The organism is Chryseobacterium potabilaquae, from assembly GCF_902728265.1.
GTDB lineage: Bacteria > Bacteroidota > Bacteroidia > Flavobacteriales > Weeksellaceae > Chryseobacterium > Chryseobacterium potabilaquae.
This window is the reverse complement of record NZ_CACVBR010000002.1, coordinates 59,465-73,501: the sequence shown is the minus strand read 5'-3', so window position 1 is coordinate 73,501 and position 14,037 is coordinate 59,465. Positions and strand designations below refer to the sequence as shown.

The window sequence follows — 14,037 nt, the reverse complement described above, 5'->3', positions numbered from 1 at the left end:
GCCTATTTCAATTTATCTATGAATGTTAATAGTTGGTCATCTGATATTACCAAGTCCAAGTCAAAAGCAAGGTCATCTAAAGTTGCTTCTTCGGCTCTATACTTCGTTAGGCTCTCCCTACAAGATGAAAAATCCAAAGCATCGTCATCATCAAAATGTTTGTTCATCCTATATTCAATGATGTCGGCAATAATATTGTTGGAGTATGTTTCTTTGGCGAAAAGAATGGCATCAACTATGTAATTTGGAATTTCCGTCTTAAAAGAAATATGCTTGCCTAACATTATAGCAAACCAACCTTTACCTTCCTGTTTAGCCATTGTAAGCACACGCTTTCCATAAACCGCAACACCATCATCTTCAATATCAGTTTTAGCTTGTACTCTTGTTGGTTGGTCTGTATATACTTGGTCAATTATAGCTATTACTTCCTCCTCGTTGCCTTCGGTTATAAAATCAACTTCAAAAGTATAGTCAGCATAAAATGCCTTTATCCAATCATTCCCTGCTTCAAAGACATCTAATTTGGCTTTACGTTCTAATCCCTTTTGTTTAGATGCCTCAACTTTTCTCTTGTATTTTTTTAATCGGTCGCTATCATCTTCATTGATAGTTGTATCACAAATCGCATCATCTAAATCTGTTAGAATTGCACATTTTCTTTTTATCCGGTTATCGTGGAAGAGCTGGGCTACATTTTCAAATCCTGTGCTTCGTATATTGATGAGGCTAATTCCAAGTTCGTCAAGACTTACACCAAATACTTTTTTGACCATTATAGGGATTAAAATCTCTTCTGCATCGCCCTCCACCAATATTACTCCTTTTGCAAATAACAGGTTGGTTCTTACAGCATCCAAATAACGCTGTATTTGATTGATGCTTTCAGGTGTTAAACCAGTTGATGGTTGATATACTTCCGCAAAATTTAATTTCTTTGCAAGGATGTTTATATTCTCAACATTACTTACTTCGGAAATTTGTGTAGAATGAGTAGAATAGATAATTTGAGTATCTCCATAATCCAATTTGTCAAATAAGGTCTTTTGAATATGGTTATGTATATGGGCTTCCGGTTCCTCAATAATAAGGAAGTTGGCAAATGTATCTTTTGATTTTCTATACTTAAACTCAAGTAATTTTAGGGTTAAAAATATTAGATTAGCACCTCCCAAACTTAATTCGTGAATACCGCCCTCATATTCCTCGCCGGGTTCTCCGATAAAAAGTTTCAATGATTGTAACAATTTTTCGGCTTCATTGGGAACACTTGATTTAATGGATAATGAAGATGGAGAATAGGTAAGACCGACGGCATCCTGAATGGTTGATTTTATATCTGACCTTATATTTTGTACATCGGGCAAATCTTCAATGCTTTCATTTAATTGCTCAACCAAATCGCTGATAGGTTGGTAATCTTCCTCTTTGATTTCTCCACTTTTGTTTTTCAATAGAGTAAGTAAAGGATTAGTTCTATTGTTATGAAAGTCACTTACTACATCTCTCAAGGCTTGGATGAATGTAAAAGAGATTTCTTTGGAAACAGATAATTGATGCGGAATTTTAGAGCCAAATTTAGAAGCATCAATCGTAGATGGGAAAACCACATTTTCAAAATCGCCTACAAGTTCCTTATATACATTAGGGTCATTAAAATCAGCAGTGCTTTTTCCAGTAAAGAAAGTTTCGTAATTATCCTGAATTGTGATGCTATTGAGTATCGTTTGTAATCCAACAGCATCTCCTTCAGCTAATTCGGAAAGTTTTTGTCTGATGTCAGCTTTAGGACGAAAGAAAAGGTTGTAAGTAGCTTTTTTCACATAATCTTCTGCGGCAACTCCAACACCGTGAATGAACAAGGATTGTATTGCCTCTTCATCGTTAAGCTCATCAAATTCAACACTGATAATAATCCAATGACCTTTCCATTTTCCCTTATCCAAAGACCTGTTAAAATCTCCTTCCGTCAGTTTATAAGCATATTGCAAGGAGGCATCTTCTAATAACAGCCTTATTGCCCTAAAGACATTTGTTTTTCCAGAACCGTTTTCTCCGATTATGGTATTTATTCCTTTGTTGAATTGAAAACTTGCATTTGCAAAATTCCTATAATTGACCAGGCTGACTTTAGAGATATACATTAGAAGATAAGGTTTTTAAGTTTGAAATCTACTAATATTTTTAGATTTCAGTTTCCGAGAACTCTTCAAACACAGAATAGTTTTTTATTCCTTTAGACTTGTTCACTTTTCCCATTATTGTACCATCAATTCGGCTTTTTAGATACGATGCTAAATCATCAAAGTGTCGAACATCAATATAATTAATCCCTGATGCTTTATATCTTTTAGACAATGAAATAGTGAATGCAGCCCAATTAAATTTTTCCCCTTTTTTGTTTAATTCAACTTGTTTCCAATCGCCATATCGCTTTTTTAAATAATCAATATAGTTCTTCTTGGAAAGCTCTTTGCCTAACGCTCCGTCTGGTAATTCAATTTTTGGTTTTATAGGCTTGGATTTTTTTACAAACTTTGGAAAATACTTATGTAATAAAGCCTCTGATTGTTCAATATGTTTTGTTATGGTATCCCATCCCCAATAATATAAATGAAATGGTAGTTCCTGTTCTTTTTTAATTTGATTTAGGTATTCCTGTATTTGAGCATCGTCACGAAATGTAGAAACAAAAACAAATTTGTCGAAATCAATCGCTAAATCCCTCGCTTTTTCTAAATCGGCATTTATGTCCTGAATTAGATTTTTCCTGATAGTTTCGTCTTTTCTTTCAATGCTTTTCAACTTGCACTGTATTACCGTTTTGGTTTTAGTAGAAAAAACGTCAATGCCTTTCTGATTTTGTCCTTTCACACCAAATGTCTGAAAGTCTGTATTCTCATATGACGAGGTATTCTCTACAAAATTGAATAAATCACACGTGAGTTCCTCGAATAACCTTTCATCTTTTAAAGGGGGTAATTGATATTTAGCCATTTAAAAAAATCGTTTAAAAATTGTTTCTTGCTCGGTATCTGAATATTCAGCAATTACTTGTTTAGACCAGTCGAAATCAAACTTACCGAACTTACTTTCGTCCCCGTTTAAATCAATTTCATCTTCGTTGAAAGTAAGGATGTATTGAAAGTTATGCAACTCGTTTGATTTGTGGTACATATAGTTTAGGACATTGGATATTGTTTTGTATGATATGGCGTGAAATACACCATCGTGTACAAGAAAATCGGGGATATTCCGTTTGTCAATCCTACTCTTTAAGAATACCATTAAATCATATGCTACAATCTTCAAACGCTCTTGTCCTAAAGCATCTGCTTTTGGAATTTCTAAACTTATTTTAAAAGGTAACTGGTTTCTTGGCGAAGTAGAGTTCAATGTGATATTGAAATAAGAATTATCAAATTCTTCATCCAAATAAATAGCATTTTCGAGAACTTGTTGGAATAACAATCTTAACTCATCAAGATATGATTGCTGCTTATTTAACTCACTAACAATATCTCTTTTTAATTCAGCAATAACAATGTTAGAGTTCCCTAATATTTCTTCGATTTCGTCAATTTCTCTTACAATGGAAGTGTTTCGTTCTAAAAGTGTTTTTTCATTCACTAATCTTTCATAAGTACTTTCAATCCTGTCCAATGCTCCTCTTTCTTTTAACAAAGAAAATAATTGGCTTCTGTTCTTCTCTAATTTTTCAAGCTGTTTTAAACTTTGGTCTATTGATGATTGTAATTTCTTTTCTTCTTCTAACAAATATTTGTTCCTATTTGCCAGCAGTTGCTTTTTAAAGTCTATGACTTCGTCCAAACTTCTTTTTACAAAGTTGCCAAACGTTGCTACCGTTTCATTGTAGAGCTTACGAATTTTGTCCAGGTCAATAGATGATACATCATTATAAGAGGATTTCAGTTTTTCTAATTTCCGGTTTGTGTTATGATAGATTATAGATTGCTCATTGATTTCGGATATAATCTGATTTAGTTTTTGCTCTATCTCCTTGTGATTAGCAAGGAAGTTGTATTCTTTCAGGCTATTCTCAAGTGCTGAAATATCTTTTTCAATTTTTAACCGCTCGGTTCTAAACTCCTGAATGTCTTTACCTGTATCTGCTTTAACTTTTTCAGATAACGATTTTACTGTGTTATTGTACCTTTCATATTCAGAAGAAACTTCATTATACTTTAAAAGTGTTTTAGTTGGAAGATTAAGCAAATAAAAATTATACAATGCCTTTTCTCTTGCATTGGCATTGTAAGAAACAAAATTTAAAGGGTCAACTCTCTGCTGACTTTGCAAGTCATCCTTAACAAAAAATTCCATCAACGTTCCATACCTTTTTCCTTCAAAGAACACTTCGTTGTTCTCTGTCGGGAAAAATATCCCTTCTAACAATTTTGGCATTTCAGATTTTTCATACTCATCAAGAATATCGGGTCGCTTCCCGAAAAATATTTTTTTAGTATCGGCAAAGCCTCTCTTAATAAAATACTTTTGTTCTTGCACTTCAAATTCTAAAGTAATAGAGTGTTCATCATTCCGTAAAAAGTCATATTTTTTTTGAGCAAATCTTTTTTCCGCTTTGCCGCTTAATAAGGTAAAATCAACAAGTCTGACCAATGTGGATTTACCAATACCATTAATCCCTCTTGCTTCTTTATCCCCAGAGTATTTACCCAATATGATGTTTACTCCATTGTGAAATGGAACGGCATCTATAAGGTTAGTTTCTGAATATATTCTAATTAACATTGTCGAATAAACTTGTTTGATTTTCTTCTTGCCTTTCTTTCTTTACCAATTTGATTTTATACCCTTTTTTCTCAATACTGCCAATCGTATGCAAAAAGGTTAAAGCATACAGAAAAAGGTCGGGTGTTCTATCTTTATCCCGGTTTAAAAACTTATTCATTATATCATCCACGATGACGTATTTGTTTTTAAAAGGGAAATTTCCCATAATACTTATAATATCTGCTCCTAATACCATAAGGTTGGTTTTAAGATTGCTTTCCGGCTGCGGTAATATCATAGTTCATTTTCTGTTTTTCTGCCTATTAAGCACTGTTCAAACATATATAACAATAAGGATTTTACGCATTTTAGATATTCATCATCTTTAATGTTTCCATACGCCGTTGTATATTGGTCAGTCAGGTTATATAACCTCTCCTTAAAACTGCCTGAAAGTTTATTGTAATCATTTATAATCCTTCTTTTCAGGGTATTAATTTCATCATCGTTATATCCTGAAAGTATATTGGTAATCGTATTAAATTCCGCCATAACCAATACCATTTCCGAGTTCATCCCGTCCCAATCTTCCTGCTTAAAGTTGAGTTCGATTTTCTTTTGGGGAGGGACTAATGATTTCCTGTCAAAATGCAGAGCCTTATCTTCTTCGTTTGAAGCATTCAATAAATCGTTAATGATTTCCTGGATATAGTCCTGTATAAAGAAGTTTTCAATCCCCAAATAGGCTGCAAGTTTTCGTTTTTTACTTGATACAAGTTCATCAACAATAGAAAGAATTTGGTTGATACCCTTAATCGAAGTATTGCCATCCAAAGCCTGAATTAGTGTAAATTGCTCCGGTGATACTTCGTGATTTACATACATTTCCCAATTTGGAAATTTGTCTTTCCAGTTTTTCTGGTATTTTTCAAAATCTCCTTCTTTGCTTGCTGCACCTAAAACTTTTGTTTCAAAATCAGTTTTGCTATATTTTCTTGGTGCATAACAAGCCAATATTTTTTGTTCAGGCAAAATAGTGCCGTCATTGCCTTTATCTTTATTCCTCCTGATGGGCGTATAGTTATCTACACCGTATTTCAAAAGAAACAATTCATCAATAAATTCTTCGAACTCAAATCCTTCTTTGGATTGAATTTGTATTTTAAAAGCATTCTTTAATAATTTATCCATATACACAAATCAGAGTTCCAAATCAATTTTAACCGTACCGTCAAATCCCTTTTCTACAATCTCTTTAAGAGTTTGAAGTTTGATATTATTGCCATAATCAGTTTCGACCTTAGAAATATAACTCCTTTTCTTTCCCACTTTTTGGGCTAATTGTTCTTGAGTTAGTTGCCTTTGTTCTCTGGCTTCCTTCAACATCTCTCCAATATGTCTGCCTGATATTTTCATCTCAAAATGATTAAAATAGACTTTATTACGAATGTACAAATGTAATTTAAAAGTTGCATTGAACCAACTGTAAATTGCATAAAAAGCATCTCATCATTAGTACTTCTCCTCTGAAGATTTACACCAATAAAGCCACTCACAGCCAAACACTTCCTCTGACTGCCACTTTGTTAGACCGCCTCAATTTCCATAACACCTTTGTCCCGAAAGCCCGCAAGGTGCGGGAAAACAGTAACAAATTAATGTGTTTCAATTATGGAAAAACAAAGAAAAAAAGTTTTGCTGGCAGCCGTGGCTCTGCTGTCAGGAATTGGTGCATTCGCACAGGGAAACGGCTCGGCAGGTATCAACGAGGCTACCCAAATGGTAACAAGTTACTTCGACCCCGCAACCCAATTAATTTACGCCATAGGTGCGGTAGTTGGACTAATCGGAGGGGTTAAAGTGTACAACAAGTTCAGTTCGGGCGACCCTGATACGAGCAAAACGGCGGCTTCGTGGTTCGGTGCGTGTATCTTCTTAATCGTTGCGGCTACTATCCTGCGTTCATTCTTCCTTTAATCCCTTGCCTTATGAATAGTTACAACATAAACAAAGGCATTGGACGAACAGTAGAGTTTAAAGGACTAAAAGCTCAATATCTGTTCATCTTCGCTGGTGGACTGCTCGGTACGCTCATCTTCGTGATGATACTGTATATGGCTGGCGTAAACTCTTACATCTGCCTGTTCCTCGGAGCAGGCGGTGCATCGCTCATTGTATGGCAGACCTTTTCGCTAAACAGGAAGTACGGCGAACACGGATTGATGAAGATAGCAGCCAACAAACGGCATCCCCGCTACATCGTTCGCCGCAAGCCTGTACACCGCTATTTAAAATTCACTCCTAAACAGACTGCCGTATGAGACCATCTGGAGCATACCAAAAAAACAGAATTTAAATATGCTCCAGATAGCTTCATAACCATTAAAAAAATAATAGATCCTAATGAAAAATGTAGCAAAGACCACCACTCTGGAAAACAAATTTCCATTGTTGGCAGTAGAAAACAACTGCATCTTATCCAAAGATGCGGACATTACCGCCTGTTTTGAAGTGCGCTTGCCGGAACTGTTTACGGTTGCTTCTGCGGAATATGAAGCCATACACTCCGCCTGGCACAAGGCAATTAAAACCCTCCCTGATTTTACGGTCATTCACAAACAGGATTGGTACATCAAGGAAAGCTATGCACCTGATTTGGCAATCGAAGACCAGAGTTTTTTATCGAAGTCTTATCAACGTCATTTCAACGAGCGACCATTCCTAAACCATTACTGTTACCTGTTCCTGACAAAGACTACAAAGGAAAGAATGCGGATGCAGAGCAACTTCAGTTCGCTTTGCAAAGGCACACTGATACCAAAGGAAATCAGGAACAAAGAAACGATACACCGCTTTATGGAGGCGGTCGCCCAGTTTGAACGTATTGTGAACGATAGCGGTTTTGTTAGCCTGCGGCGTTTGACCGAAGAGGACATTATCGGAACGGAAGATACACAGGGATTACTGGAACAGTACCTCACGTTATCGAGGGGAGCCGGAACACCAATGCAGGACATCGCACTCGGAAACGAAGAGGTGCGCATCGGCAACAAAAGGTTAAGCCTGCACACACTTTCCGATACGGATGACCTGCCCGGAACGGTATCGGCAGATACCCGTTTTGAAAAGCTATCTACCGACCGTAGCGATTGCCGCCTGTCATTCGCCGCACCTGTGGGCTTGCTGTTAAGCTGCAACCACATTTACAATCAGTACATTTTCTTGGATAACAGCGAAGACAACCTGCAAAAGTTTGAAAAGTCCGCAAGGAATATGCACTCACTGGCAAGGTACAGCCGTGCCAACCAAATCAACAAAGAGTGGATAGAAAAGTACCTGAACGAAGCCCACAGCTTCGGGCTTTCTTCAATCCGTGCGCACTTCAACATTATGGCGTGGTCGGAAGACCCTGCGGAACTGAAGCAGTTAAAGAATGATTGCGGTAGCGCACTGGCACTGATGGAGTGTAAGCCTCGGCACAACACTACGGACGTAGCCACTTTGTATTGGGCAGGAATGCCCGGCAATGCGGGCGACTTTCCCAGTGAGGAAAGTTTTTACACTTTTATTGAGCCTGCCTTGTGCTTCTTTACGGAAGAAACCAACTACCACAATTCGCCCTCGCCGTTCGGCATCAAGATGGCTGACAGGCTTACAGGAAAACCTATCCATTTGGATATTTCCGACCTGCCTATGAAAAGGGGTATCATCACGAACCGGAACAAGTTTATACTTGGTCCGTCGGGTTCGGGTAAATCGTTCTTCACTAACCATATGGTACGGCAGTATTACGAACAGGGCGCACACGTATTGTTGGTAGATACTGGTAACTCTTATCAGGGCTTATGCGAACTCATCAAAGGAAAGACCAAAGGCGAAGACGGTGTTTACTTCACTTATACCGAAGATAACCCGATTGCTTTTAACCCTTTCTATACCGATGACGGCGTGTTCGATATTGAGAAGCGGGAAAGTATCAAGACTTTGATACTGACCTTATGGAAACGTGATGATGAGCCGCCAACCCGTTCTGAAGAAGTTGCCCTTTCCAATGCGGTAAGCGGTTATATCGAACGTATCAAAACGGAAGATGCGTACCCGTCGTTCAACGGTTTCTATGAGTATGTAAAAGGTGATTACCGTAAGGTATTGGAGGAAAAACAGGTAAGGGAAAAAGACTTTGATATTGCCAACTTCCTGAATGTTCTCGAACCCTACTACAAGGGTGGCGAATATGATTACCTGTTGAACTCCAACAAGCAGTTAGACCTGCTTTCCAAACGCTTTATCGTGTTTGAAATTGATGCGATTAAAGACCACAAAATCCTCTTTCTCATAGTCACAATTATCATTATGGAGGTCTTTATCAACAAGATGCGGAGGCTCAAAGGTATCCGCAAACTCATCCTGATTGAAGAAGCGTGGAAAGCGATTGCAAAAGAGGGAATGGCAGAGTACATCAAGTATCTCTTTAAGACAGTCCGCAAATTCTTCGGAGAAGCCATTGTCGTAACACAGGAGGTCGATGATATTATCCAGTCGCCTATTGTCAAGGAAAGTATCATCAACAACTCCGACTGTAAAATCCTGCTTGACCAACGCAAGTATATGAACAAGTTTGATGATATACAGGCGATGCTCGGACTTACGGACAAAGAGAAAGGGCAGGTACTTTCCATCAATATGAACAACGATGCAAGCCGACTGTACAAAGAGGTTTGGATTGGCTTAGGTGGTACGCACTCGGCAGTCTATGCCACTGAAGTTAGTTTGGAGGAATACCTCGCTTACACAACCGAAGAAACCGAAAAAATGGAAGTAATGCAGCTTGCTTCCGAACTGGACGGTAATGTAGAACTCGCCATTAAGCATATCGCAATGCAAAGGCGGGACAAAGTAAATCAATAGTCATTAACATTTTAAAATTCAGAAACAATGAAAAAAGTATTGTATCTGGTGTGTACGGCATTAATGCTCGCCGTAGCACCGTCAGCAAAAGCCCAGTTTGTAGTTACTGACCCTGCAAACCTGGCTTCAGGAATTATCAACTCTGCGAACGAAATCATACAGACTTCTTCGACCGTGAGCAATGTGATAAAGAACTTCAACGAAGTGAAGAAAGTGTACGACCAGGGTAAGGAATATTATGACAAGCTGAAAGCTATCAACAATCTTGTGAAAGATGCCCGTAAGGTGCAACAAACGGTATTGTTGGTGGGCGATGTGTCCGAAATGTACGTGCAAAATTTTGGTAAAATGATGAACGACCCAAATTTCACACCGCAGGAATTGGTCGCTATCGGTAATGGCTATTCGGCACTGCTCAATGAAAGTACCGAACTGCTGAAAGAATTGAAGCAGATTATAACCTCATCAAGCCTTTCGCTGAATGACAAAGAGCGTATGGATATTATCGACAGAGTGTACAAAGAGGTAAAGGATTACCACAGCCTTGTACGCTACTACACCAATAAGAACATTTCTGTAAGCTACCTAAGAGCGAAAAAGAAAAACGATGCCCAAAGAGTGCTTCAACTCTACGGAACTGCTAACCAAAAATACTGGTAAAAATGGAATGGGATAATCTTCACGAACTCCTGCGTTCGCTTTATGACGATATGATGCCGCTTGCAGGCGATATGGCGGCAGTAGCTAAGGGTTTGGCGGGATTGGGAGCATTGTTCTATGTGGCATTAAAGGTTTGGCAGGCTTTAAGCCGTGCCGAACCTATTGATATGTTCCCTTTGCTGCGCCCGTTCGCTTTAGGGCTTTGTATTATGTTCTTCCCGACCATCGTACTGGGAACCATCAATGCGGTACTTAGCCCGGTGGTAGTAGGAACCCACCAAATACTGGAAGACCAGGTGCTTGACCTGAACAAACTGCAACAGCAGAAAGACCAGTTGGAATATGAGGCAATGGTCAGGAACCCCGAAACCGCCTATATGGTATCAGACGAAGAGTTTGATAAAAAACTGGACGAACTGGGTTGGTCGCCCTCTGACATTGGAACAATGGCGGGTATGTATATGGACAGGCAAGCCTATAAGATTGAAAAAGCCATAAAGGATTGGTTTCGTAATCTATTGGAAATTCTCTTTCAGGCGGCGGCTTTGGTCATTGATACCATACGAACGTTTTTCCTGATAGTCCTCTCCATACTCGGACCAATAGCCTTTGCTATTTCCGTGTGGGACGGCTTTCAGTCCACGCTCTCGCAATGGCTCACGAGGTACGTCAGCGTTTACCTGTGGCTTCCCGTTTCGGATTTGTTCAGCTCAATGTTGGCAAGAATACAATCCCTCATTTTAGAACGGGATATAGCAATGCTTGCCGACCCCACCTATATACCTGATACGAGCAATACCGTGTACATCATCTTTATGATTATCGGCATCATCGGGTACTTCACTATCCCGACAGTAACAGGTTGGGTAATCCAAGCCGGAGGCGCAGGAAACTTTACCCGCAATGTAAACTCTACAGCAATGAAAGCCGGAAACATCGCCGGAGCAGGTGCAGGCTCAACAGTTGGAAACATCGGCGGTAAACTGATGAATAAATAAACATTAATCATTCTAAAAAATGGAATTTAAAACGCTAAGAAATATCGAAAACAGCTTTAGGCAGATAAGATTATATGCCATTGTGTTTGCGGTTCTCTGCATTAGCGTGGTAGGTTACGCCGTATGGCGTTCCTACCGCTTTGCAGAAGAACAACGCCAAAAAATCTATGTACTGGATAACGGCAAATCCCTGATGCTTGCCTTGTCGCAGGATGCGAGCATCAACCGCCCGGTTGAAGCAAGGGAACACGTCAGGAGATTTCACGAACTGTTCTTTACGCTTGCGCCCGACAAGAACGCTATTGAAAGCAATATGAGCAGGGCATTTAACCTTGCCGATAAAAGTGCTTTTGATTACTACAAAGACTTGTCGGAAAAGGGCTATTACAGCCGTATCATTTCGGGGAACGTGCAGCAACGCATTGAGGTGGATAGTGTCGTGTGCAATTTCGACAACTACCCGTATGCAGTGCGCACCTATGCCAAACAATTTATTATCCGGTCAAGCAATGTAACCAGACGTAACCTGATTACTACCTGCTATCTCGTCAACTCCGTTCGTTCCGACAACAATCCGCAGGGCTTCAATATTGAAAAATTTGCAGTCGTGGAAAATAAGGATATAGAGGTTATCGAACGCTAAAAAACAATCTTATGGAAGCATTATCAGATTTAAGCACGTTCGCAAAAATCCTTACCGATAAAGGATACAACGGATATTTCCATACGCAAGGTGCGTATGCCGGAAAGCTGAAAGACAGCATCAGCGAATACCTCGAAAGCTGCCAAAAAGGTGCAGATACTTTGCCAAGGCAGGACTTACTGCTGACAGGCTACCTGCAATGGTCGGGCGATGACAAGCCCCGTGTAGAATGCAGTATGTGGGTAAAGTACCTGAATGGCAAATTTTCATTGAACCGTATGGAAGTAGCCAAGAAAGACGGCTTTGGGCAACTACTCAAAAAATCGGAACTGGCAAACCTGTCCGTAATGTCCGCACCTAAATTAACCGAAGCGGTCGCACTGGTCAATGATGCGCCAAAGCAACAGGCAGGTAAAAGTCCAAAGCGTTTCAAGCTGTAACACAGAAATAGTAAGGCTATGAAAAAATTAAGAGCAAATATGGACAGGTACTTTGACAAGCTGGATGACCGTTGGCGGGCGTTGCCTTTACGCAAACAGCACCGATATACGCTGTACTTCTTTATGGGTTATCTGCTGCTTACCGTAGCGGTCATTGGCAAAGTAATGTACGATACCTCAAAGTCCGGTAACGATATGGTCATTGAGCATATCGAGAACCCTGTCCTCAAAAGTAAAAACCCTGCAAGGTTGCAGGATAGTGTATCAACAATTTTAAAAAATCAGATTTATGAAAGAAAATGAAAAGAGGGTCAGCTTTCTCGTGGAGGGAGAAGACCATAACATAGCATCAAATCTGCCCGATAATAAAAAGGGTAATAAGGAAAAGCTCAAAAAGCCAATCATATTCCTTTTGATGGGCGTGGTATTTCTCGGCTGTATGTACCTCATATTCAAACCGTCGAAAGACAAAAAGGCGGTCGAAAATATCGGGCTGAACGATGCCGTGCCGCAGGCTACCGAACCGGGAATGCCTGCCGATAAAGGCAAGGCGTATGAGCAGGAAATGCTTGAACGTAAAGAGCAGGAAAAGCGCAATGCACTGACCACGCTTTCTGATTATTGGAATACGGAAGACACTGCATCTGCTGACGATGAAAAAGGTTTGCCTGAAGAAGATGTGGAAAGTAACGGCTTTGGCAGTGGTGGCAGAAATTCGGGACGAAACGGAAATTCGGCATTGAACAGCTACCGTAATGCACAAAGCACACTGGGTTCATTCTATCAGGACAACAATTCGGAAACAATGGAATTGCGTAAGCAAGTGGACGAGCTAAAAGCAAAGTTGTCGGAAAAAGATGTGCCACCTGTGGCCACCGTTGACGACCAACTCAAACTAATGGAGAAATCCTATGAAATGGCAGCAAAGTATCTTCCGCAAAACAACAATGCCGGAAATGCTGCTCCAGCCAATGGTGCTGCTCCGGGTGCTGCGGGTGCAAATCAAAAAGAGCAATTTGTATCGTTCACACCAACAAGAAAGAATATTGTTTCAGCCCTATACCGTGAACCGTCAGACAGTGCCTTTGCAGCCGATTGGAGCCAAACCAAAAACCGTGGGTTCTATACCGCAGGTTCTATTGAACAGGCAGTACAGCCTAAAAACAGTATCAAAGCCTGTGTACACGAAGCCCAAACGGTAGTTGGCGAAACGGGTGTGCGCTTACGCTTGTTGGAGCCTGCCAAAACTCCGCAACGTACCATCCCCAAAGGGACGATTGTAACGGCTAATGCCAAATTTCAGAATGGCAGGCTACAATTGAAAGTTACCTCCGTAGAACTGGAGGGCAATATCATCCCGGTAGATATAACTATTTACGATTTGGACGGACAGCAAGGCTTGTACGTTCCGTATTCGCCGGAAATGAATGCGCTTACCGAAATGGCGGGCAATATGAGCCAGACGGGAGGAACAAGCGTAATGCTCACGCAGAATGCCGGACAGCAGGTTGCCGCAGACCTAAGCCGTGGCGTGGTACAGGGTATTTCGGGCTACTTCGCCAAGAAAGTGAGAACGCCAAAGGTTACGCTGAAAGCGGGTTATCAGGTCTTCCTCGTATCAAAAAAATAATGT

General features: G+C 40.0%; 15 protein-coding genes. 9 read left to right on the top strand and 6 right to left on the bottom strand.

The window, feature by feature from the left end; genetic code table 11:
* Window positions 1–2 precede the first annotated feature (2 nt).
* From CHRY9293_RS01580 to CHRY9293_RS18645, 6 genes are read right to left on the bottom strand one after another with little or no spacing between them, the layout of a single operon-like run.
* On the bottom strand, window positions 3–2,144 hold the full coding sequence (locus CHRY9293_RS01580; RefSeq protein ID WP_162031304.1) for an ATP-dependent nuclease: 2,142 nt from the start codon (window positions 2,142–2,144) through the stop codon (window positions 3–5).
* Between the two features lie 40 nt (window positions 2,145–2,184).
* A complete protein-coding gene (locus CHRY9293_RS01575) occupies window positions 2,185–2,997 on the bottom strand; it encodes an endonuclease (protein WP_162031303.1) in 813 nt (270 codons plus the stop codon).
* Window positions 2,998–4,773 (bottom strand): DUF2326 domain-containing protein, encoded by a 1,776-nt coding sequence (locus CHRY9293_RS01570; RefSeq protein ID WP_162031302.1) that lies wholly within the window; start codon window positions 4,771–4,773, stop codon window positions 2,998–3,000. It abuts the gene before it with no gap.
* Window positions 4,763–5,053 (bottom strand): hypothetical protein, encoded by a 291-nt coding sequence (locus CHRY9293_RS01565; protein ID WP_162031301.1) that lies wholly within the window; start codon window positions 5,051–5,053, stop codon window positions 4,763–4,765. The genes CHRY9293_RS01570 and CHRY9293_RS01565 overlap by 11 nt, the downstream gene beginning before the upstream one ends.
* Window positions 5,050–5,946: a hypothetical protein gene (locus CHRY9293_RS01560; protein WP_162031300.1), complete on the bottom strand. Its 897-nt coding sequence runs from the start codon at window positions 5,944–5,946 to the stop codon at window positions 5,050–5,052. The genes CHRY9293_RS01565 and CHRY9293_RS01560 overlap by 4 nt, the downstream gene beginning before the upstream one ends.
* A gap of 9 nt (window positions 5,947–5,955) precedes the next feature.
* On the bottom strand, window positions 5,956–6,171 hold the full coding sequence (locus CHRY9293_RS18645) for a helix-turn-helix domain-containing protein (RefSeq protein WP_084089399.1): 216 nt from the start codon (window positions 6,169–6,171) through the stop codon (window positions 5,956–5,958).
* Between the two features lie 255 nt (window positions 6,172–6,426).
* Between CHRY9293_RS18645 and CHRY9293_RS01550 the strand changes: the two genes are divergently transcribed.
* The 9 genes from CHRY9293_RS01550 to traM all read left to right on the top strand — a co-directional run bounded on the left by CHRY9293_RS01550 (window position 6,427) and on the right by traM (window position 14,034).
* On the top strand, window positions 6,427–6,732 hold the full coding sequence (locus CHRY9293_RS01550) for a DUF4134 domain-containing protein (RefSeq protein WP_162031299.1): 306 nt from the start codon (window positions 6,427–6,429) through the stop codon (window positions 6,730–6,732).
* 11 nt (window positions 6,733–6,743) lie between these two features.
* The gene (locus CHRY9293_RS01545; protein ID WP_162031298.1) at window positions 6,744–7,076 is read left to right on the top strand and encodes a DUF4133 domain-containing protein; all 333 of its coding nucleotides are present in this window, start codon (window positions 6,744–6,746) and stop codon (window positions 7,074–7,076) included.
* An 82-nt stretch (window positions 7,077–7,158) separates the two neighbouring features.
* The gene (locus tag CHRY9293_RS01540; RefSeq protein ID WP_162031297.1) at window positions 7,159–9,663 is read left to right on the top strand and encodes a TraG family conjugative transposon ATPase; all 2,505 of its coding nucleotides are present in this window, start codon (window positions 7,159–7,161) and stop codon (window positions 9,661–9,663) included.
* Between the two features lie 27 nt (window positions 9,664–9,690).
* Window positions 9,691–10,323, top strand: coding sequence for a DUF4141 domain-containing protein (locus tag CHRY9293_RS01535; RefSeq protein WP_002978496.1), 633 nt, complete (start codon window positions 9,691–9,693; stop codon window positions 10,321–10,323).
* A gap of 2 nt (window positions 10,324–10,325) precedes the next feature.
* Entirely contained in the window at window positions 10,326–11,321 is a 996-nt protein-coding gene (gene traJ, locus CHRY9293_RS01530; RefSeq protein ID WP_002978499.1) for a conjugative transposon protein TraJ, read from the top strand.
* A gap of 19 nt (window positions 11,322–11,340) precedes the next feature.
* Window positions 11,341–11,964: a conjugative transposon protein TraK gene (traK, locus tag CHRY9293_RS01525; RefSeq protein ID WP_089874077.1), complete on the top strand. Its 624-nt coding sequence runs from the start codon at window positions 11,341–11,343 to the stop codon at window positions 11,962–11,964.
* 11 nt (window positions 11,965–11,975) lie between these two features.
* Window positions 11,976–12,404 carry a hypothetical protein gene (locus CHRY9293_RS01520; RefSeq protein WP_162031296.1) on the top strand — a complete coding sequence of 143 codons (429 nt, stop codon included), beginning with the start codon at window positions 11,976–11,978 and terminating at the stop codon, window positions 12,402–12,404.
* Window positions 12,405–12,422: 18 nt separating this feature from the next.
* Window positions 12,423–12,707: a nitrogen regulatory IIA protein gene (locus CHRY9293_RS01515; protein ID WP_162031295.1), complete on the top strand. Its 285-nt coding sequence runs from the start codon at window positions 12,423–12,425 to the stop codon at window positions 12,705–12,707.
* Entirely contained in the window at window positions 12,694–14,034 is a 1,341-nt protein-coding gene (gene traM, locus CHRY9293_RS01510; protein WP_162031294.1) for a conjugative transposon protein TraM, read from the top strand. Before CHRY9293_RS01515 ends, traM begins: the two co-directional genes overlap by 14 nt.
* The last annotated feature ends 3 nt before the right edge of the window (window positions 14,035–14,037 follow it).

What these genes read in the sequence shown, in the direction of transcription:
- CHRY9293_RS01580 (WP_162031304.1), bottom strand. Translation starts at nt 2,144, where the DNA reads ATGTATATCTCTAAAGTCAGCCTGGTCAATTATAGGAATTTTGCAAAT.
- CHRY9293_RS01575 (WP_162031303.1), bottom strand. Translation starts at nt 2,997, where the DNA reads ATGGCTAAATATCAATTACCCCCTTTAAAAGATGAAAGGTTATTCGAG.
- CHRY9293_RS01570 (WP_162031302.1), bottom strand. Translation starts at nt 4,773, where the DNA reads ATGTTAATTAGAATATATTCAGAAACTAACCTTATAGATGCCGTTCCA.
- CHRY9293_RS01565 (WP_162031301.1), bottom strand. Translation starts at nt 5,053, where the DNA reads ATGATATTACCGCAGCCGGAAAGCAATCTTAAAACCAACCTTATGGTA.
- CHRY9293_RS01560 (WP_162031300.1), bottom strand. Translation starts at nt 5,946, where the DNA reads ATGGATAAATTATTAAAGAATGCTTTTAAAATACAAATTCAATCCAAA.
- CHRY9293_RS18645 (WP_084089399.1), bottom strand. Translation starts at nt 6,171, where the DNA reads ATGAAAATATCAGGCAGACATATTGGAGAGATGTTGAAGGAAGCCAGA.
- CHRY9293_RS01550 (WP_162031299.1), top strand. Translation starts at nt 6,427, where the DNA reads ATGGAAAAACAAAGAAAAAAAGTTTTGCTGGCAGCCGTGGCTCTGCTG.
- CHRY9293_RS01545 (WP_162031298.1), top strand. Translation starts at nt 6,744, where the DNA reads ATGAATAGTTACAACATAAACAAAGGCATTGGACGAACAGTAGAGTTT.
- CHRY9293_RS01540 (WP_162031297.1), top strand. Translation starts at nt 7,159, where the DNA reads ATGAAAAATGTAGCAAAGACCACCACTCTGGAAAACAAATTTCCATTG.
- CHRY9293_RS01535 (WP_002978496.1), top strand. Translation starts at nt 9,691, where the DNA reads ATGAAAAAAGTATTGTATCTGGTGTGTACGGCATTAATGCTCGCCGTA.
- traJ (WP_002978499.1), top strand. Translation starts at nt 10,326, where the DNA reads ATGGAATGGGATAATCTTCACGAACTCCTGCGTTCGCTTTATGACGAT.
- traK (WP_089874077.1), top strand. Translation starts at nt 11,341, where the DNA reads ATGGAATTTAAAACGCTAAGAAATATCGAAAACAGCTTTAGGCAGATA.
- CHRY9293_RS01520 (WP_162031296.1), top strand. Translation starts at nt 11,976, where the DNA reads ATGGAAGCATTATCAGATTTAAGCACGTTCGCAAAAATCCTTACCGAT.
- CHRY9293_RS01515 (WP_162031295.1), top strand. Translation starts at nt 12,423, where the DNA reads ATGAAAAAATTAAGAGCAAATATGGACAGGTACTTTGACAAGCTGGAT.
- traM (WP_162031294.1), top strand. Translation starts at nt 12,694, where the DNA reads ATGAAAGAAAATGAAAAGAGGGTCAGCTTTCTCGTGGAGGGAGAAGAC.